22 protein-coding genes are annotated in these 19737 nt (G+C 57.1%); 3 read left to right on the top strand and 19 right to left on the bottom strand.

All coding sequences use genetic code 11. The features are described 5' to 3' along the window. Positions 1–80: 80 nt before the first annotated feature. On the top strand, positions 81–2687 hold the full coding sequence (locus Q1L34_RS24425; protein ID WP_327204312.1) for an ATP-binding protein: 2607 nt from the start codon (positions 81–83) through the stop codon (positions 2685–2687). On the opposite strand, the gene alsK is transcribed toward Q1L34_RS24425, so the two are convergent. The 6 genes from alsK to Q1L34_RS24395 form a co-directional block, all read right to left on the bottom strand. Continuing rightward, positions 2599–3546, bottom strand: coding sequence for an allose kinase (gene alsK / locus Q1L34_RS24420; protein ID WP_004856554.1), 948 nt, complete (start codon positions 3544–3546; stop codon positions 2599–2601). The two genes, Q1L34_RS24425 and alsK, sit on opposite strands and share 89 nt — an antisense overlap. Then, positions 3530–4225 carry a D-allulose 6-phosphate 3-epimerase gene (alsE, locus tag Q1L34_RS24415; RefSeq protein ID WP_004856557.1) on the bottom strand — a complete coding sequence of 232 codons (696 nt, stop codon included), beginning with the start codon at positions 4223–4225 and terminating at the stop codon, positions 3530–3532. Before alsE ends, alsK begins: the two co-directional genes overlap by 17 nt. 10 nt (positions 4226–4235) lie before the next feature. Then, complete coding sequence (gene alsC / locus Q1L34_RS24410; RefSeq protein ID WP_004856559.1) at positions 4236–5216, bottom strand: D-allose ABC transporter permease; 981 nt, start codon at positions 5214–5216, stop codon at positions 4236–4238. Next, the gene (alsA, locus tag Q1L34_RS24405; protein ID WP_004856562.1) at positions 5195–6727 is read right to left on the bottom strand and encodes a D-allose ABC transporter ATP-binding protein AlsA; all 1533 of its coding nucleotides are present in this window, start codon (positions 6725–6727) and stop codon (positions 5195–5197) included. Before alsA ends, alsC begins: the two co-directional genes overlap by 22 nt. Before the next feature lie 75 nt (positions 6728–6802). After that, entirely contained in the window at positions 6803–7738 is a 936-nt protein-coding gene (alsB, locus tag Q1L34_RS24400) for a D-allose transporter substrate-binding protein (RefSeq protein WP_004856564.1), read from the bottom strand. 65 nt (positions 7739–7803) lie between these two features. Then, entirely contained in the window at positions 7804–8691 is an 888-nt protein-coding gene (locus Q1L34_RS24395) for a MurR/RpiR family transcriptional regulator (RefSeq protein WP_160873664.1), read from the bottom strand. Between the two features lie 361 nt (positions 8692–9052). On the opposite strand from Q1L34_RS24395, the gene rpiB reads away from it, so the two are divergent. Together rpiB and yjdP are read left to right on the top strand one after the other, a co-directional pair. Next, positions 9053–9502 carry a bifunctional allose-6-phosphate isomerase/ribose-5-phosphate isomerase RpiB gene (gene rpiB / locus Q1L34_RS24390; protein WP_004856568.1) on the top strand — a complete coding sequence of 150 codons (450 nt, stop codon included), beginning with the start codon at positions 9053–9055 and terminating at the stop codon, positions 9500–9502. A 69-nt stretch (positions 9503–9571) separates the two neighbouring features. Next, on the top strand, positions 9572–9910 hold the full coding sequence (gene yjdP, locus Q1L34_RS24385) for a DDRRRQL repeat protein YjdP (RefSeq protein WP_004856572.1): 339 nt from the start codon (positions 9572–9574) through the stop codon (positions 9908–9910). Between the two features lie 71 nt (positions 9911–9981). On the opposite strand, the gene phnP is transcribed toward yjdP, so the two are convergent. The 13 genes from phnP to Q1L34_RS24320 form a co-directional block, all read right to left on the bottom strand. Then, complete coding sequence (gene phnP, locus Q1L34_RS24380; protein WP_015585348.1) at positions 9982–10740, bottom strand: phosphonate metabolism protein PhnP; 759 nt, start codon at positions 10738–10740, stop codon at positions 9982–9984. 9 nt (positions 10741–10749) lie between these two features. Next, entirely contained in the window at positions 10750–11184 is a 435-nt protein-coding gene (gene phnO / locus Q1L34_RS24375; RefSeq protein ID WP_004856576.1) for an aminoalkylphosphonate N-acetyltransferase, read from the bottom strand. Then, the gene (gene phnN, locus Q1L34_RS24370; RefSeq protein WP_004856577.1) at positions 11171–11740 is read right to left on the bottom strand and encodes a ribose 1,5-bisphosphokinase; all 570 of its coding nucleotides are present in this window, start codon (positions 11738–11740) and stop codon (positions 11171–11173) included. Before phnN ends, phnO begins: the two co-directional genes overlap by 14 nt. Next, positions 11740–12876, bottom strand: coding sequence for an alpha-D-ribose 1-methylphosphonate 5-triphosphate diphosphatase (gene phnM, locus Q1L34_RS24365; RefSeq protein WP_004856579.1), 1137 nt, complete (start codon positions 12874–12876; stop codon positions 11740–11742). The genes phnN and phnM overlap by 1 nt, the downstream gene beginning before the upstream one ends. Continuing rightward, a complete protein-coding gene (gene phnL / locus Q1L34_RS24360) occupies positions 12873–13553 on the bottom strand; it encodes a phosphonate C-P lyase system protein PhnL (RefSeq protein WP_327204311.1) in 681 nt (226 codons plus the stop codon). Before phnL ends, phnM begins: the two co-directional genes overlap by 4 nt. A 171-nt stretch (positions 13554–13724) precedes the next feature. Then, positions 13725–14483 carry a phosphonate C-P lyase system protein PhnK gene (phnK, locus tag Q1L34_RS24355; RefSeq protein WP_004856583.1) on the bottom strand — a complete coding sequence of 253 codons (759 nt, stop codon included), beginning with the start codon at positions 14481–14483 and terminating at the stop codon, positions 13725–13727. Next, a complete protein-coding gene (locus Q1L34_RS24350) occupies positions 14480–15328 on the bottom strand; it encodes an alpha-D-ribose 1-methylphosphonate 5-phosphate C-P-lyase PhnJ (RefSeq protein ID WP_004856584.1) in 849 nt (282 codons plus the stop codon). The genes phnK and Q1L34_RS24350 overlap by 4 nt, the downstream gene beginning before the upstream one ends. Continuing rightward, on the bottom strand, positions 15321–16385 hold the full coding sequence (locus tag Q1L34_RS24345) for a carbon-phosphorus lyase complex subunit (protein ID WP_004856587.1): 1065 nt from the start codon (positions 16383–16385) through the stop codon (positions 15321–15323). Before Q1L34_RS24345 ends, Q1L34_RS24350 begins: the two co-directional genes overlap by 8 nt. Continuing rightward, positions 16385–16969 (bottom strand): phosphonate C-P lyase system protein PhnH, encoded by a 585-nt coding sequence (gene phnH / locus Q1L34_RS24340; protein WP_004856589.1) that lies wholly within the window; start codon positions 16967–16969, stop codon positions 16385–16387. Before phnH ends, Q1L34_RS24345 begins: the two co-directional genes overlap by 1 nt. Beyond that, entirely contained in the window at positions 16966–17418 is a 453-nt protein-coding gene (phnG, locus tag Q1L34_RS24335) for a phosphonate C-P lyase system protein PhnG (RefSeq protein ID WP_004856591.1), read from the bottom strand. The genes phnH and phnG overlap by 4 nt, the downstream gene beginning before the upstream one ends. Then, complete coding sequence (phnF, locus tag Q1L34_RS24330) at positions 17419–18144, bottom strand: phosphonate metabolism transcriptional regulator PhnF (RefSeq protein WP_004856594.1); 726 nt, start codon at positions 18142–18144, stop codon at positions 17419–17421. It abuts the gene before it with no gap. 161 nt (positions 18145–18305) lie between these two features. Next, positions 18306–18740 (bottom strand): VOC family metalloprotein YjdN, encoded by a 435-nt coding sequence (gene yjdN / locus Q1L34_RS24325; protein ID WP_004856595.1) that lies wholly within the window; start codon positions 18738–18740, stop codon positions 18306–18308. A 195-nt stretch (positions 18741–18935) separates the two neighbouring features. Then, positions 18936–19271: a zinc ribbon domain-containing protein YjdM gene (locus tag Q1L34_RS24320; RefSeq protein WP_004856597.1), complete on the bottom strand. Its 336-nt coding sequence runs from the start codon at positions 19269–19271 to the stop codon at positions 18936–18938. Positions 19272–19737: the final 466 nt, after the last annotated feature.

The raw sequence follows: 19737 nt of genomic DNA, 5'->3' as shown, positions 1-19737 counted from the left end.
TGGCTCACAATTACGCGATGCGGCTCTCCCGGTCAGGGTCAGCAACCGCCAGGATAAATAAAAAGATCGTGGAGCTGACCATGCCATCCCATCGCTACCCGTTTTTCACCAGCGCTCGCGGGCGTCTGCTGTCGTTTAATTTGCTGATGGTTGCGGTCACGCTGATGGTGGCCGGCGTAGCGCTGCTGGGGTTTCGCCATGCCAGCCTGCTACAAGAACAGGTGCAGCGGCAGACGCTGGATGATATGACCGGCAGTATGAATCTGGCGCGCGACACCGCGAACGTCGCCACTGCGGCGGTTCGCCTCTCCCAGGTGGTCGGTGCGCTGGAGTATAAAAGCGAAGCTGAACGCCTGCTGGCGACCCAGCAGGCCCTGAAATATTCACTCTCGCACCTCGCCGCCGCGCCGCTGGCGCAACAGGAACTGACGCTGGTGGCCAGTATTATTCGCCGCAGCAATGAACTGCAGCAGAGCGTGGGCGGCATGCTGGAACGCGGTCAGCGTCGTCACCTGCAGCGTAATGAACTGCTCAGCTCGCTGTATCAGAACCAGAGCTATCTCCGGCATATTCAGGATCTTAACGATCGGCATGGCGCAGACGCGATCGATCCCCGGCCGCTGGCCGAGATGGATCGGCTGATCGTTGCGGCCATCCATACTTCGACGCCGCGATCGATCGTCCAGCAGCTGGATAAGGTGAGAGGTTTTCTACCGACAACCAGCCGCGATCCTACGCTGGCCGCGATTCTGCAGGATTTCAACGGCGAGCTGGCCAGGCTGGAGCCGCTCTCGGCGCAGCTGGAGGAGAGCGATTTGGCCATCGGCTGGTATATGTTTCACATTAAGGCGCTGGTGGCGCTGCTCAACAGCGATATTAATCAGTACGTTGCCCGCGTGGCGCAGGCGTCTGAACTGCGGGCGGCACAGAGCCATCAGGAGCTGCGCTCTATCAGCATGTTTATTTTGCTGTCGGCGCTGCTGGCGCTGGTGATAACCGGCTTCGCCGGCTGGTATATCTACCGTAACCTTGGCTCCAGTTTGACCGCTATCTCCCGGGCGATGTCGCGCCTGGCCCACGGCGAGCAGGATGTGTCTGTCCCGGGGCTCCAGCGACGCGATGAACTGGGAGAGCTGGCGCGCGCCTTCAACGTCTTTGCCCGCAATACCGCGTCATTGGCCCATACCTCTCAGCTGCTGAAAGAAAAAAGTACCCTGCTGGAGACCACCTTTCATGCCATGCGCGACGGCTTCGCGCTGTTTGATAATCAGGGGCTGCTGGTGGTGTGGAATCCGCAGTATCCGCTGCTGTTAGGGCTGGCAGCCAATGACCTGCAGCGCGGTATTCACTATCAGCAGCTGCTGGGTCAGGCCGCCCCTCTGGCGGAACATATTCGTGACAACCTGTCCCGTCCTCTACCCAAACCCCAGGAGCTACAGCTGGCGAGCGACCGCACCATTGAGCTGCGCTTCAGCCCGGTTCCCGGGCGGGGGCTGGTGAACGTGGTTCTCGACAGGACCGAACGCAAAGGGCTGGAGCAGGCGCTGGTACACAGCCAGAAAATGAAAGCGGTCGGCCAGCTGACCGGCGGCCTGGCGCATGATTTTAATAACCTGCTGGCGGTGATTATCGGCAGTCTTGAACTGGTTCAGCCGCAGGACGCGGACGTGCCGCGGATCTCCCGGGCGCGAAAAGCCGCAGAACGCGGCGCGCTGCTTACCCAGCGGCTGCTGGCCTTCTCGCGTAAGCAGTCGCTACACCCCAATGCCGTGGCGATGAAACCGCTGCTGGAGAATCTGGGCGAACTGATGCGCCATTCTCTGCCGACGACGCTGAGTCTGGAGATTGAGGCACAGTCACCCGCGTGGCCGGCGTGGATTGACGTCGGCCAGCTGGAAAACGCCATTATCAATCTGGTGATGAACGCTCGCGATGCAATGGAAGGGCGTTCAGGGGTAATTAGGCTGCGCACCTGGAACCAGCGGGTGGCTCGCAGCGACGGGCGGCGGCAGGATATGGTGGCGCTGGAGGTGATCGATCACGGCAGCGGGATGTCGCAGGAGGTCAAAGCCCAGGTGTTCGAACCGTTCTTTACCACCAAACAAACCGGCAGCGGCAGCGGTCTGGGGCTGTCGATGGTCTATGGTTTTGTCCGCCAGTCCGGCGGGAGGGTGGCCATTGAGAGCGCGCCGGGCCAGGGGACAACGGTGCGTTTACAGCTGCCGCGCGCGGCGGTACAGGCGCCGAGCGGTGGCCCGCTGCCGGAAGTCGAGCAGACGGTGAGCGGTGAGCGGCTGGCGCTGGTGCTCGAGGATGAGGCCGATGTGCGCCAGACCCTTTGTGAACAGCTTCACCAGCTCGGCTGGTTAACCCTGGAGGCCGGGAACGGAGAGCAGGCGCTGCAGTTACTTGAGGCTTCGACGGAAATTGCGCTGCTGATTAGCGACCTGATGCTGCCGGGCCGATTGAGCGGAGCCGAGGTGATCAACGAAACCCAGCGCCGTTTCCCGATGGTGGCGGTGCTGCTGATCAGCGGCCAGGATCTGCGTCCGGCGCACAATCCTGCGCTGCCGGACGTTGAGCTGCTGCGTAAACCCTTCAGTCGGACACAGCTGATGCAGGCGCTGCGACAGGTTGTGGCAAATAGCGGCTGCGGGCCAGCGCCGCAGCCCCTTGAGCACCATTAAATGTTGAGGACGATGCGGCAAGAAACTGCACCGCCTGATAAGGCAACGGGCGGCGAATATGCGCTTTTATCATGGCGAGCAGCGCCTCGCGTGGAAACCCGGACATGTCCATCACGCCACCGCCGAGGATCACCGCATCGGGGTCGAACAGGTTGATGCTGGTGGCGATGGCGCGGGCGGCGTGGTGCAGGAGGGCCTGTACAAACGGTTCCTCAGCGGCGTGTAAAAACAGTTCACCAAGCGCATAGCCGCGCGGCTGTTGTTCATACCAGCGTTTGAGCGCGATGCCGGAACAGACGGTTTCCAGACAACCGGGATTACCGCAACCGCAGATGAGCGCGTTGTCGCCCTGCGGGATATGACCCAGCTCTCCCGCCACGCCATGTGCACCTGTCCACGGCCCGCCGTTTAACCAGATGGCGAAGCCCATGCCGGTGCCGAGATAAGCGGCTAACACCTGTTGAGCCTGCAAACCATTTTCCTGCACGTCAAATGAGAGCTGGAGATTCACATCGCGGGAAAATTCGACCGGACAGGCCAGCGAATGCTCCAGCTCATCGGCTAGCGTACGCAGGGTTTCTGGCGGTAACGATAGGTTGGGGGTGGAGATAATCGTCCGTTTATCTCTGCTGACCAATGCCGGAAAGCCCATCACCAGGCCGCAGCAATGTGCCTGAAAGCGGTCAAGCTGTTGCTGAATCAACATCGTGATCCCGCTCACCAGACCGTCAGGGGCGATCGCTTCAGCGGTGCGCAGCTTCTCGCAATGCAGAGTCTCGCCCTGTGCGGTTTGCAGGCAAAAGCGGATATGGGTTGCGCCCATGTCCACTCCTGCGACGACCTTACGCTGTTTTTGCATGAGGGAATACCTCGTTTTTGGCCGCCAGAATCTGCTCTGCCATGACCTGCCACGCGTCGTGAATATTGTCGCCGTGGTTAAACAGACCGGAGGTCCCGACGATAAAGACGTCCGCGCCTGCCGCCATCAGTTTTTGATAGGTCGCTTTATTGCACGAACCGTCGATCTCAATTTCGTAGGCCAGCCCTTCACGTTCTCGCCACGCTTTTAGCTCGCCGATCTTCTCCAGCATTTCAGGAATAAAGGGTTGGCCCGCGAAACCCGGATCGACGGTCATCACCGTAATTTTGTCCGCCTTGTGGAGGTAATATTTCATCGTCTCAACCGGCGTTTCCGGATTGAGAATGAGGCCGACCTTCATGCCATGGCGACGAATCTCCTCTATCAGGCGGAAAGCCTGACCGTTAATAGTTTCCGGATGCAGGGTGATAAAGTCTGCGCCCGCCTGCGCCAGCTGGCTGATGTAATCCTGTGGCCGGGTGACCATCAGATGGCAGTCCAGTGGTTTACTGGCCAGCTTCTTCACCTGGCTGACGAAAAACGGCGATAGCGTCAGGTTAGGGACAAAATGACCGTCCATGATGTCGATGTGGAAGTAATCTGCATGCCGATCGATAAACTCGATCTGTTCTTTGAATTTCAGCAGGTCCATACACATTAAAGAGGGGGCAATTTTCATCATAAATTCCTTACTTACTGATAAGACGATCGAGGGCGACAGCCGCGATAATTAATCCACCCATCACCACCAGCTGGTAGTAGGTTTGTACCTGGAGAATATTCAGCCCGTTGTTGATGGTGCCGATGATCAGGCCGCCAATCACCACTGAAAAAATGCGTCCCTTACCACCAAAGAAGCTGGTACCGCCGATAATGGCGCTGGCGATGGCGTAGGTTTCAAAGCCCATTCCGGCCAGAGGCTCCGCGGCGCCGAGACGTGCCGTCGAGACCACTCCCGCCAGCCCGGCGCAGATGCCGGATATAATGAACACCAGCAACATATGGAACTTCACATCGATGCCAGAGTAGAAGGCGGAGTTTTTATTGCCGCCGAGGGCGTAGATATTGCGGCCCAACCGCATCCGGGTGGTCAGGAACCAGAGAATCACGGCCACAATAAGCGAGAAGATGACCGGTACCGGGATCCCCAATACGCTGGCGGCAAAGAAATTGACGAACTCGAAAGAGAAGCCATAGACCGAGTTGGCGTCGGAGATAACCAGGGTGATGCCGCGAAAAATCGCGTTGGTACCGAGGGTAATAATGAACGGGTGCAGGCCGGTCCAGTTGACCAGGCAGCCGTTAATCGCGCCTAGCGCGCCGCCGACCAGCACGCCGCCAATCAGCGCTGCGAGGAACGGATCGACGCCTGCCAGCATGAGTTTGGCGGTCACCATGCCGGAAAGCGCCAGAATCGCCCCCACGGACAGGTCGATGCCTGCTACCAGAATAGCGAAGAACTCCCCCATTCCGATAAGCACCGTCACCGAGCTCTGAACAAATATTTGGGTGATATTATTGGTCGTCAGAAAGTATTCCGACGACAGCGAGCCGAAGATCGCGACAATAATCGCGAGGATAAAAAAGGTGCCGTATTTATCCCAGAACAGTGCGAAGTTGAACGGCTTTTTGCCATCAGACTCCCCTTTTACTCTTGCGGCAGTGCCCATACCATAATCTCCTCTTCGCTCATGTCGTCGCGATTGGTCAGAATTTGCGTCAGCCGCCCCTCGCAGAACACGGCGATGCGGTCACAGACGGCGATAATTTCAGGAAGCTCGGATGACACCATCAGAATGACTTTTCCGTCATCCGCCAACTGGCGCATCACTTTATAAATTTCGGCTTTCGCGCCGACGTCGATTCCGCGCGTCGGTTCATCGAAAATAATGACGTCGGGGTTGCAGCATAACCATTTGGATATCAGGACCTTTTGTTGGTTACCGCCGGAAAGTTCGGTGATGCTCTGATCGACAGAATGGCACTTCAGCGCCAGTAATTTGCGCTGTGCCTCCGCCGTTTTACGCTCGTTCTCTTCATGGAACAGCCCCATCGCCCCTTTATAGCCGCCGTGTTTCAGGCTCAGGCTGACAGCCATGTTTTGCGCTATAGAGAAATTGCCGAAGAAACCGTTGTCCCGGCGACTCTCCGTGATGTAGCCCATTCCTTTCTTTAAGGCATCGAGCGGCGAGCGCGGGGTAATGGCTTTACCGTTGAGGATGATTTCGCCGCTGCTCCGCTTATCAACACCAAACAGACAATCCATCAGTTCGGTACGCCCGGAGCCCACCAGGCCGGCAAAGCCGAGAATTTCACCGCGATTGACGCTAAAGGAGATATCACGGACCTTTTTCTTATCCCGGCTGGTGACATTTTTTACTTCGAATACCGTTTCGCGCGCGATATTTCCGCTGTTCTCTTTCATCGCGTTAAAGCGGTTTTGCAACTCACGGCCGACCATCAGACGTACGATATCGTCGTTATTGACCTCGCTGACCATGCCACTGCATACGCTGCTACCGTCCTTCATCACCGTGTAGCGGTCGCAGATCCGGCGTATCTCCGCCAGCTTGTGCGAGATATAGACGATGGCGGTTCCCTCTTTACGCAGCTGGTTCATGATCAGGAACAGGTAGTCCACCTCTTTGTTGGTCAGCGAAGAGGTGGGTTCATCCATGATCAGCACTTTGGCGTCGAGCATCAGTGTCTTAGCGATTTCCAGCATCTGTTTATGGCTGATCGACAGATTCGCGACTTTCTCGTCTAAATCGACCTTTAATCCGATGCGTAGCAGCATCATTGCCGCTCTGATGCGCATCTCTTTCCAGTCGATAATATTGACGCCGCAGATTTTTTTCGTCAGATGGCGGCCGATATATAAATTTTCCATTACGGTTAATTCATCAATGACGCTGAGCTCTTGATAAATAATGCCGATGCCGAGTCTGGCCGCTAATTTATGGTCGAGCTTGTCATAATTAACGTTATTAACCGTGATGGTACCTTTGGTCGGTTCATGTATTCCCGACAAAACTTTCATTAACGTTGATTTACCCGCACCGTTTTCCCCGAGTAATGCATGTATTTCGTGCGGGTAAACGGTTAAATCGACCGATTTTAATGCGTGAACCGGGCCAAAGGATTTGCCGATCCCCGCCATTGAAATATATGGCGTGAGCATAATAACTCCTTACTTATTTTTACCCTCCTGAGTTCAGGAGGGTAAGGGGAGAGCATCGGACTCGTTGCTGGAAAATTATTTTGTGACCAGAATAGAATCCACCAGTTTGAATTCTGGTGTTTTATCCAGTGGAATCACCTTGCCGGTTTTTTCGGCATCAACCATCATCTTCAGTCCCGTCGCGCCGATATTGCCCGGATTTTGCGCAATCGTTGCGGTCATCTGACCGGCTTCCACCATTTTACGCGCTTCAGGGATACCGTCAGTGCCGACCACCAGAACCGTCTGGCTTTTACCGGCGTTGGCTACGGCCTGGGCAACGCCCATTGCCATTGTGTCATTCGCGCAGTAAAAGGCTTTCAGGTTAGGGTTCCGCTGTAGCACGTTAGTGGCAACATCAAGCGCCTTAATGCGATCCCAGTCGGCTGGTTGGCTGGCAACAAGCTTGATCTGACTGGCTTTTTTGAATGCCTCCGTTGCACCGTTACGACGGGCTTCGCCTGACGCGTTACCCGCTTTTCCTTCGATGATGGCAACGTCGCCGCCTTCAGCACCCAGTTTCTCGATAATAAAATCGGCCCCTTTTGCCCCCACCGCGACGTTGTCCGTGGTGACGAAACCTTCAACGTTACCGCCCGCTTTCTTCAGGTTATCCATATCGATTTTTTCATCGAGATTGACCAGATAAATCCCTTTCTTCCAGGCTTTCGCCACGGGCATCACCAGGTTGACCGACGAGAGAGGCGCGAAAGCGATGCCTTTATAGTTCTTATTGCTTAAGTCTTCGAATAGCTGCAGCTGTGATTGAAAATCCCCTTCCGAAGGCGAGGCAAAAATATCGACGCTGACTCCCAGCGTTTTGGCCTCATCTTCAATACCTTTTTTCATATCAACCCAGAAAGGATTTGATAGTGTTTTTAATACCACCGCGTAATCGGCCGCGGCAAAAGCGCTGGTAGATAACATTACGCCCATAGCCGCGCCGCTGAAAATTTTCAGGTATTTATTCATGACAGTATTCTCGGTGTAGGATACAGTAATATTGATCCCACCGTGGTGGGATCGGCGTTTATTATTTACTTCAGCGCTCCTGGTGAAAAGAAATCAACAATGGCGCCGGTTTTTTGCATGTTTAAAGTGGCCTGTTCAATATTTTGTTGGGCTACCGAAACGAAAAAAGCATCTAATAAGGTAAGTTGTAAAATACGCGCTGAGGCGTTTCTCCCTAATAAAGGAGTTTCTGGTGCTGGCGAGCAAATAATAAAATCAGCTAATTTAGCAATCGGTGAATGGTAGCTATGGGTAATACAGATAATTTTAGCATCATTCTTCTTGGCCAGCTCTACTGCCGATTTAATATCGCTGGTGCGCCCGGAATGGGTGACGACCAGCACGACGTCGCCTTTTTTCAACAATGAGGCCGACATCATCATGATATGCGCATCCGGATATGTCTGGCAGCGCACGCCGATCCGTAAAAACTTATGCTGCACATCGGCGCAGATGGCATTTGATCCACCGGCTCCGTACAGATCGCGCTGGTTGGCCTGGGCGAAGAAACGCGCCGCGCGATGAATTTCATCGACATTAACGATCGACTGACCTTCCATAATGGTACGCAGAGTAATGTTAAAAACCTTATTCACCACGTCCTGAGGTGCTTCATCAAAGGAGAGCTCTGCCGGAAGGACCTGTTCAGATTGCGAAAAATACTCCACCAGGGCGCTACGCAGGTTACGAAAACCGCTAAAACCGAGCAGTTTGGAGACCTTAACGATCATCGCTTCAGAAACCGACAGCGCTTCCGCCACATCTTTAATAGCGGGAGCGTCGCTCAGATTGCCGGGTTTAAGCAACCATTCGACGATTCGGCTTTCGTTTTCGGTCATTCCTTCCTGCTTCATGCGTAGCCAGGGGGCGAGACCGATACCGTTGGGGAGCGAACTGGATTCTGACTGACTCATCGCTTTCTCTTGTCCATAAAGTGAAGACGTCACTATATCACCACAGTCAAAACAGAAAAGATACAATCAACTTCACAAAATTATAAGTTTTATAAAGTTTTGCCTTTTGTAAAGTTCAGGGGTGGTTTTGCGTCGGAGTATTTTTAATTAACTCTTTATAAAACAAGGTTTTTTTAGATTTATCTGTAAAATTTAAAACGATAGTTAATATGAGTCGTCTATTTTTCTCGCTTGATTTGTGAATTTTAGAGAGGTAGAAATGGCACGTCAGGCCGGATTTGTGCCGATTTTCTGGCCGGGTTTTGCGGTTTAAATCACAACTCTATCTATGTTCGTAAAGTAAAAACAGGCGAGGTTAAGTATGAAAAGGATTGCAATTGGCTGCGATCACGTCGGGTTTATCCTTAAAAACGATATTGTAACGCATCTCCGACAGCGGGGAATCGAGGTGCTGGATAAGGGAACATGGTCACCTGAGCGTACCGATTATCCCCGTTATGCCAGCGCTGTCGCGCAGGCCATTCTGACAGGTGAAGCTGAGGGCGGGATCCTGATCTGCGGCACCGGCGTCGGGATCTCCATAACCGCCAATAAATACCCCGGCATTCGCGCGGTGGTGTGCAGTGAACCCTATTCGGCCCAGCTATCGCGGCAACATAATAATACCAATGTGCTGGCCTTCGGCGCGCGCGTGATAGGTCTTGAACTGGCAAAAATGATTGTCGATGCCTGGTTGGGGAGCGATTATGAAGGCGGACGTCATCAGACGCGAATTGATGCGATTACCGCGCTTGAACAGCCGCGGATTTGAGATTCCTCCGCTACTCGCCGCAACGACCGTTGATTAACGTAGGGCCAGCCCCCTGAAGAGACTGGCTCTATGAAACGTTACTTTACCGCTTTAATCCTCTGCACGCTGTCGCTGAGCAGCCAGCTGGCGCACGCTGACATTATTGACGACGCAATCGGTAATATTCAGCAGGCGATTAGTGATGCCTACAACCCCGGCAATAGCCGCTCTGATGATGATAACGACCGCTATGATGACGGACGTTACCAGGGCAGCCGCCAACAAAGCACCGATCGTCAGCGGCAGTATGACGATCGGCAGCGACAGTTAGAGGATCGTCGCCGTCAGCTCGACGATCGCCAGCGCCAGCTGGATCAGGATCGCCGGCAGCTGGAGAACGACCAGCGGCGGCTGGATGACGATTATTAACCGCGCCGTCGTTTCTGGTCGTGGTGACATGGCGCTCACCGGAGTGACGATAGCCCTAATCGGGTTACAGATTAATCCAGCACGATCTCCATACCGTCATAGCCGGCCTCAAACCCCGGCGGCAACGGATGGTCCATCATCCAGAGATCAAACTGATGGCTGATATGGGTCAGAATGACCCGCGGGCAGGCCAGCACCTGATTGATAGCGCGTACCGTATTCAAATCGCAGTGGTTGCGCGGCGGCTGCGGGCGCGGCTCATGGCTGCAGTCGATCACGATCGCCTGCGGCTGGTTATTCAGTAAGAATTTGAGCGTCTTTTCCGGTAATCCGGCGGTATCCGACAACCAGGCGACCCGGCTGTGCGCCGACTCCAGCAGATAGCCATACGTCAGCTTCGAGTGATTCAGCGGTAGCGGCGTCACCCGCAATCCCTGTAAGTTAAACACCACAAACGGTTCAACGGTATGGCTGAAATCCAGCAGGCCGGGGTGCTTAAACAGGTCATCGCAGCCTTCAGGATCCGGCGGCCCAAACACCGGGATCGGCGCACCGACGCCCCAGCGCAGCGGGAATAATCCCTGAACATGATCCATATGATAGTGGGTAAGTAAAAACTGCTGAAACTGGCCGGCGGGCCACCGGTCCATCAGGTCGGGTAGCCCGGCATCCAGAAGTGTGACGGCGTCATTGAAGGTCACGACCGCGCTACAGGGGCGACGACGATGCGCCTCATCGCTGCGCGCACGCTGACAGGCTGCGCAGTCGCAGCCGAAGACCGGAACCAGCTGGGCGCCGCCGGTGCCGGTTAAGCGAATAGTCAGGCCCATACTTCCTCCTCACAGCGCTTTTTTAAAACGCAGATGGCTTTGCGTATACCCTTCACGGAGATAGAAACGGTGGGCGTCGGGACGGGATTTTCCGCTGGAGAGCTCCACCATTTGTGCACCGTGTTCGCGGGCTTCCTGCTCCGCCCAGGCCAGCAGCGCCTGACCGACGTGCAGGCCGCGTCTCTGCGGCAGCACCACCAGTTCCTGCACTTCCCCGATCCAGGCGTTGAAATTAAGCGGGAACTGCAACTGTAGCCCAATCAACCCGACCGTCTCCCCCTCCACCTGCGCCAGCTGATAGCGCAGGGTTGGATTTTGCAGGTTCATGGCAAACCCGGCGGTGAAATGGTGGCGATCGTACGCTTTCTGCTTTAATTCGCAAATTAATGCATATACGGCATCGACATCGTCCAGGGTCGGGGCCCGGAGTTCACAGGTAGGCATGTTGATTCTCTTGTCGGGCGTAGTGGCGACGCAGCAGCGTGAGGAACTGGTCGACGGATTGCCCGAGGCTGCCGTTGTTGTTCAACGTCAGACAGTCGGAGGGGGTATAGCGCGCCGCGCGCTCCAGGCGCAGGGCGATCTCTGCTTCGCTCTCTCGCCCGCGCTGTTCCAGGCGCTGGCGCAGCACCTCCGGCGTGACCTGCAGGCAGATGGGCAGCAGGGCGTCAGCGTAGCGCGCCCGGGCCTGAGGCAGATGGGCGCGAGAGCCATTGGCCACCACGTCAAAACCGGCGTGCAGCCACAGGTCAATTTCGATGCCAATTCCGTAGTAATTGTTATTGGCATGCCAGCTCAGGGCGAACAGCTGGCGCTCGGCGCGGTTGAAAAACTCCTGCTTGCTGAGCGCAATATGATTTTCGCTGCCGGCGTTGAACGGGCGCGTAATATAGCGATGCGCCACCAGCAGCCGGGCATTTTCGCGCTGGCGTAAGGCCGCCAGCAGGCTATCTTTTCCGGAGCCTGAGGCGCCCACCAGCCAAATCAATTTTCCGCTCATCAGAAGACCCTCTTTCCTTGACGCCAGACGTGGTCAATATGGACATGTTCGCCGCGACGGTGCGCCAGCACCATATCGGCACGCTTACCTTCCGCAATCACGCCGCGGTCGCCTAATCCCAGAGCCTGGGCCGGATTTTTACTGACCAGACGAATGGCCTGCGGTAGCGAGAAGGCGTTGTCGTGGTCGTCCGCGATGCGGAAGGCCGCATCGAGCAAGCTGGCGGGATAGTAGTCTGACGACAGAATATCGAGCAGGTTGCTGGCCGCCAGCTGGTGGGCCGCGACGTTGCCGGAGTGCGAACCGCCGCGCACGATATTCGGCGCCCCCATCAGCACGTTCATGCCGTGCTGACGCGAGGCCTCTGCGGCGGCTAAGGTGGTAGGAAATTCGGCGATCACGCTACCAAGCTGGTGTGATTCGACGACATGTTCACGGGTGGCGTCATCGTGGCTGGCGAGGGCGATCTTACGCTCGCGGCAGATGGCGGCGATGGTCTCGCGGTTCGGCTGCGACCAGGTCGCCGCCAGCGCCATCTGCTCCTCCTCGAAGCGGTCCATCTCTTCGTTGGTCAGATGATATTTTCCCTGATAGTAATCGCGGTACTTGCTGCGATCGGCGTACTGGCGCTGTCCTGGAGAGTGGTCCATCAGGGAGACCATGCTCACCGGCTCGCGGCCAACCAGCTTCTCAAACAGCGGCAGGGTGGTGTGGTGCGGCAGCTCGCAGCGCAGATGCAGGCGGTGCTCGGCGCGGTTAACGCCGCGCTTTTGCGTCTCTTCGATGGCGTTGATCATCTTTTCCAGATTCTCCAGCCGGTCGCCGCCGTCGCGGACGTCGCCAATGGCCACCGCATCCAGCACGGTGGTGATCCCGCTGGCGATCATCAGCGCATCATGGCTGCTCATCGCCGAGTGGGCGGGCCAGTCGACTTTCGGGCGCGGAGTAAAGAATTTGTCCAGATTATCGGTATGCAGCTCAATCAGCCCGGGCAGCAGCCAGCCGCCTTCACCGTCGAGCGCCTGCGGTAGCTGGCTCTGGCTTTCGGCAAAGGCGTAAATTCTGCCTTCCTGCACTTCCAGCGACCCGTGCACCACTTCATCCTCGAGAACCAGGTTTACATTATTGATAATCATGCTGTTATTCCCATCGGGTGCAGTCGGTCGGCGACCTGATTGCGGACCGTTTCATCATGGAAAATACCGACGATAGCCGCGCCGCGCGCTTTGGCTTCGTTAATCAGTTCCACTACGGCGGCGCTGTTTGTGGCGTCCAGCGAGGCGGTCGGCTCATCAAGCAGTAAAATCGGGTAGTCCACCGCGAAACCGCGGGCGATATTGACCCGCTGCTGTTCCCCGCCGGAAAATGTGGAGGGCGCCAGATGCCATAACCGTTGCGGAACGTTCAGGCGCGTCAGCAGGCGGGCAGCCTGCGAAGCGCAGGTATCGCGCGCAATGCCGAGGTCGAGCAGCGGTTGCATCACCACTTCGAGGGCCGAGATTCGCGGGATGACGCGCAGAAACTGGCTGACCCAGCCGATGGTGCGCTTGCGGACTTCCAGCACTTTACGCGGCGAGGCGTTGACCAGGTCAACCCATTCGTCGCCGTGGCGGATATGGATATGACCGGTGTCCGGCTGGTAGTTGGCGTACAGCGAACGCAGCAGGGTGGATTTGCCGCTACCGGAACGGCCGTGCAGCACCACACATTCGCCATGGCTGACCTCCAGAGAGGCATTCTGCAGCACCGGCAGGCGCACGCCGTTTTGCTGGTGAAGTACAAAGGTCTTACTGACATTTTCAACGTGGATCATTTTAGCCTCGTGGTTTGGGTGCCGGGTGGCGGCTTCGCCTTACCCGGCCTACGGGTGCTGTGTTCGTGGGCCTTACCTGGCCTTTGGGTACTGCGTTCGTGGGCCTCACCCGGCCTTTGGGTGCTGTGTTCGTAGGCCGGGTAAGCGCAGCGCCACCCGGCGACAGCAACCTCAGTTCTGCAATACCGATGACACCAGCAGCTGGGTATACGGGTGATGAGGATCGTCCAGCACCCGGTCGGTTAAGCCACTTTCCACCACCTGACCCTGTTTCATGACCAGCAGACGGTTAGCCAGCAGGCGCGCCACCCCCAGGTCATGGGTGACAATTACCACGGCCAGGTTCAGTTCTACCACCAGGCCACGCAGCAGATCGAGCAGACGCGCCTGCACCGATACATCCAGACCGCCGGTCGGCTCGTCCATAAATACCAGCTTCGGCTGGGTCACAAGGTTGCGGGCGATTTGCAAACGCTGCTGCATTCCGCCGGAAAAAGTGGTGGGCAGATCGTCAATACGCGACGGTGGAATTTCGACATCGTTCAGCCACTGTTCGGCGGTCGCGCGAATATTTCCGTAGTGGCGTGCGCCGGTGGCCATCAGGCGCTCACCGATGTTGCCGCCCGCCGACACCTGACGGCGCAGACCATCCATCGGATGCTGATGTACCACGCCCCATTCGGTGCGCAGCAGACGGCGGCGATCCGCTTCGCTCATCGCATACAGCGAGCGGTTTTCATACCGCACTTCACCTTCCTGCGGCGCCAGGCGCGCCGAGAGGGCTTTCAGCAGGGTGGTTTTCCCCGATCCGGACTCACCCACGATGCCCAGCACTTCACCAGGCCACAGTTCAAAAGAGACGTCGCTGAAGCCTTTGCCCGGCGCATAAAGATGGGTCAAATGATTGACCGCGAGTAACGGATGGCTCATTTGTTCAGCGCCTCGCTCTGTTGACGGCAATAGTCGGTATCGGAGCAGACAAACATCCGTTTGCCGCTGTCATCGAGTACCACTTCATCAAGGTAGCTGTGGCGAGACCCGCAAATGGCGCAGGGTTCATCCCACTCCTGGACGGTAAAGGGGTGGTCGTCGAAATCGAGACTTTCCACCGGGGTAAACGGCGGCACGGCGTAAATGCGCTTTTCCCGTCCGGCGCCGAACAGCTGTAGCGCGGGCATCATGTGCATTTTCGGGTTGTCGAATTTAGGAATGGGCGACGGGTCCATCACATAGCGGCCGTTCACTTTTACCGGGTAGGCATAGGTGGTGGCGATATGACCGAAGCGGGCAATGTCTTCATACAGTTTCACCTGCATCACGCCGTACTCTTCCAGCGCATGCATGGTGCGGGTTTCGGTCTCGCGCGGCTCAATAAAGCGCAGCGGCTCCGGGATCGGCACCTGGAAGATGAGGATCTGATCTTCGCTGAGCGGCGTTTCCGGGATCCGGTGACGGGTCTGGATCAGCGTGGCATCGCAGGTCGCCTCGGTGGTCGCGACGCCGGTGACGCGCTTAAAAAACTGCCGTATCGACACCGCATTGGTCGTGTCATCGGCGCCCTGGTCAATCACCTTCAGCACATCATGCTCACCGATGATACTGGCGGTCAGCTGAATACCGCCGGTTCCCCAGCCGTAGGGCATCGGCATCTCGCGGCCGCCGAACGGTACCTGGTAGCCGGGAATCGCCACCGCTTTGAGAATTGCCCGGCGGATCATGCGCTTGGTCTGCTCATCAAGATAAGCAAAGTTGTAGCCAGTGAGTGGGTTAGCCACGTTCGTTCTCCCGTTGCAGGCGTTTCAGCAGCGCCAGTTCGGCCTGGAAATCGACATAGTGGGGCAGCTTGAGATGCGAGACGAAACCGGCCGCCTCGACGTTATCGGCGTGGGCGAGGACAAACTCTTCATCCTGCGCTGGCCCGGCTATCTCCTCGCCGTAGTCCGGCGCCTGGAGCGCCCGGTCTACCAGCGCCATCGCCATCGCTTTGCGCTCGCTCATGCCGAAGGTCAGGCCGTAGCCGCGGGTGAAGTGCGGGGGCTCGCTTTCCGGCGCCACGAAACCGTTGACCATCTCGCATTCAGTCATTAGCAGTTCGCCGATATTGACCGCAAAACCCAGCTCTTCGGGGACGATCTCAATGGCGACGTAGCCGCTGCGAATTTCACCGGCAAAAGGGTGGTTGCGGCCATAGCCGCGCTGCGTGGAGTAGGCCAGCGCCAGCAGATAGCCTTCATCGCTGCGCACCAGCTGTTGCAGGCGTGACGAGCGTGAACAGGGATAGACCGGCGGATTGCGGGTGATGTCGTCGGGCCGGGCGTGGGACTCCTGTTCCGCTTTCGCCAGCCCCTGCTGTACCAGCAGATTGAAAACGTGCGGTGTGGCTTCCGGCGGCCGTTCGGCGGTATTCAGCGTCGGCGTTTCGCCGTTGGCCAGCAGAGTGAAATCAAGCAGGCGGTGGGTGTAATCGTAGGTCGGGCCGAGCATCTGGCCGCCGGGAATATCCTTATACACCGCCGAAATACGGCGCTCCAGGCGCATGCTGGCGGTATCGACAGGTTCGCTCACCGCCAGCCGCTGCAGGGTGGTGCGGTAGGCGCGCAGTAGAAAAATGGCTTCGACGTTGTCGCCGCTGGCCTGTTTGAGCGCCAGCGCCGCCAGTTCACGATCGGCGATGCCGCCTTCGGTCATCACCCGATCGACCGCCAGGTGTAGCTGTTGGGTAATCTGTTCAATGCTCAGTTCGGGAAGCCGTCCATCGCCTCGTCGTTTATGTTCCTGTAAGGCGTGAGCGGCTTCGATCGCCCGCTCTCCGCCTTTGACGGCAACGTACATCAGCAAACCTCCACGTGGGTGGTGCGCGGGATAGCCAGCAGGCGCTCGCCGCAGGTGAGGATCAGGTCAATGCCCAGCGGGAACGGGTGCGGGCGTTCGGTCAGCTCATCAATGATGCAGTCCGGCAGCTGCGGGGCGATCATGCGCTCTTCGGCGATACCGGCCCCGGTCAGGCGCAGCATGCGCCCGCCGCTGAGGCTGGCGAGCTGGACAATCAGCGTGACGCCGGTTTCCGGCGCGGCGACGGTACCGGCGGACAGGACGTTAAGCTGTTCGCTGCTGATACGTTCATCGGTGACGGCGAAGACCGCCTGCTGCGGCAGTTCCACCAGCGGTGCGCCGGTATGAAAACGTAAGTTCTGGCCGACGAGATCGTTATGCAGCGCCGATGAGAGCCAGACCGGCGTTTCGTGGTCCGCCAGGGTCAGCAGCAGGCTGGTGGAGGCGATATTCAACGGCTGCCAGCCGTGCTGGAGCTGCTGCAGTGCGACAATGACGCCCGGCTCGCTCATGGCTTTGAGCAGGCGACGAAAACTGTGCTGGGCATCCTGCACCGGTAGGGTAAAAGCGGTTTGTAAGGTCATGCGTTATCTCCGCGAACCAGAGTAAAGAAGTCCACCCGGCTGGCGTTGACTTCGGCGCGTCGGGCTTCAATGCGTGCGCTTCGTTGTGCTTCCAGCGGGGTAATCAGGGTTTCCATTAAGGTGTGAAAATGGTGGGGCGATTGCATCAGCGCGTCGATGGTTGCGCAGCGTTCTGCGTGCGGCCGGTCGCGGCCCAGTATCCAGCTGTAGCCGAGGGTGCCGTCGGTCAGGCGAATGGCGGCGCGGGTCAACGTCGCGTCTCCGGCGAAGAAACGATCGCCAATCCCGCCCATCCGCGCCTGGAGCTGTACCAGGCCGGTTTCCGGCGCGCGAATCAGTTCATAGTCCGGCGCCAGCTGCAGGGTCTGCATCCGTGCCAGCAGCTCCTCGGGGTCACTGTGGGCCAGCACGGACATCCAGCGCTGGCGGGTTGCGGTATCAAAGTGCATTCAGTGCTCCATGGTGAATTCAATCATGTCCGCCCGGGTCAGGCTGACGGAGTACTCCGTAGCCTGCGGTTCGCCCGCGCGGTGGTTCAGGGTTCTCACGCACAGCAGCGGCGCCATGTTGGGGATCCCAAGAATATTGCTCTCTTTGGCCTGGGCGCGACGGGCGCTGATTTTGGTGCGCGCGCGGGTCAGTTCGACATCCAGCCGTTGGCGCAGGAAATCGTGCAGTGACCCCTGGGTGAAGGTTTGCAGCGCCGGCCAGAAGCGCAGGTCGGTGAAGTAGTGGTCTATCAGGCACAGCGCGACGCCGTTGACGCGGCGCAGGGTCCGGAGATGAATGACGTTGTCGCCTTCCTCAATGCCAAAGGCTTCGGCGACGTGGCTGCTGGCCGGGCGCAGTACCGACAGCAGCTTTTCGCTGGTCGGGTGGCTGCCCTGATCGAGCAGATTCTGGCTGAAGCGCGCCTGGGCATTGAGCGGATAGTCGATTGGGCGCATCAGCACCAGCACGCCAACCCCCTGACGGCGTTGGACCCAGCCGCGTTCAACCAGCTGATCGATCGCCCGGCGCAGGGTATGACGGTTGACTTCAAAGCGCGTGGCCAGCTGTTGTTCAGCCGGAAGGTAGTCGCCGCAGCGATAGTGATGGCGTAGTTCCTGCTCAAGTCTGGCGGCAATTTCCTGATACCGGGTCGGATAACTGGTCGGATGTCTGGATAAGTACATGTCAGTCAAGCCTCACTAAGCAGAAGAAGGGATTTCCCTCTGAGAGTGGCCCGATCCTGACGCGTTTTTGTTACATTCCGGTTAACACACAATGACCGGAGGATGAAGAGTTGGTGCCAGCTGAGTGACAGGGCGGGAGAACCCGCCCGAAGGGGGAAGTGTTAAGCTTGTTTGACGACGTTCACCATCCACGGGACGCCAAAGCGGTCGATGGTTTTGCCAAAGCCGTGGGCCCAGAAGGTTTCCTGCCAGTCCATCTCGATGTTCCCGCCGTCGGCGAGGCTATCGAACCAGCGCTTGCCCTCGGCCAGGTCCTGCGTATCGAGTACCAGCGTAAAGCCGGCGTAGCGATCGCTCTCGCCGCCCGGGCTGTCGCCGAGCATGAGCTCGCTGCCCGCGACGCGCAGACTGGCGTGAGCAATACAGTCGGCGGATAAATGCTGGCCGGAAGGGCAGCCATCCTGGGCATCCTGGGCATTCTGCGGCATTTCGCCGTAGGTGATTTGGTGGACAAGTTCGGCGCCCAGCGTTTGTCGATAGAACGCTATCGCCGCTGCGCAGTTGCCGCTAAAGGTGATGTAAGGACTTAAGGGCATAACCATTACCTCAGGTAACGAAGACCCATTAAGTGTAGAAGGTGATGAGTCATCCAGACCAGGCGGTAGAGCCGGGTCTGGATGCTGCGGCACGCGGGAAATAATCAGGCGGCGCGGCGGAAATATATCCGTTCATTTATCCCGGCGGCCGTTTCAGGCGCGGGAAAATAAATCTCCGCTGCTGAGGAAATAGAATTAGTTCTTTTTGACGAACTCAGATTTCAACTTCATCGGACCAAAACCATCAATTTTACAGTCGATGTTATGATCGCCTTCCACCAGTCGGATATTCTTCACTTTGGTGCCGATTTTCAGCATTGAAGAGCTGCCTTTTACCTTCAGATCTTTAATGACGGTCACGCTGTCGCCATCGGCGAGTAAATTGCCGTTAGCATCTTTTACCACCAGGGCGTCATTATCGTCAGCGGGCTCGGCATTGTTCCATTCATGGGCGCATTCCGGGCAGATAAACATGCCATTATCTTCATAGGTGTACTCAGACTGGCATTTCGGGCAGTGTGGGAGTTGCATGACGTTCCTCGTGATTACAGGGTAAAACAGGACGTTGGTCCATTAAATGGTGGCTGATAGCCGAAAGTGTAAGTGATTATAGCGCAATCCCGCACTTTTGTCGGGCCTTTTTTATGAGTTACCGCCGGGAAGAAAATGAATATATCACGTGAAGAGTGACGGGATTATTTCCATCAAAACCGCCAGATATTTCCGGAAATGTATTGCTAAGTTCCAATATTCATTGAACTTATTGGTTTTAGCCGACTCTGTTTAAGGGTAGGTAAATTTTTGTGAAGTTGATCCCAAATTTAAACGCTGTTAGGGTAAAAAGGCGAGATCGCAAATTCACTACACTTATTTAGCGGCACCGCATATTCATTATGGCCAGAGCAGGCGTCAACAGGTTCGGTTGTACGGACTGTCAGCAGACAGTGCAGGCAAACCTGCTACGCTTGAAATGTGGAGCACAGCAATTCGCCGCTCC

It is taken from the genome of Klebsiella ornithinolytica, from assembly GCF_030505655.1.
Taxonomy (GTDB): domain Bacteria; phylum Pseudomonadota; class Gammaproteobacteria; order Enterobacterales; family Enterobacteriaceae; genus Klebsiella; species Klebsiella ornithinolytica.
This window is presented reverse-complemented; position numbering and strand designations above follow the sequence as displayed.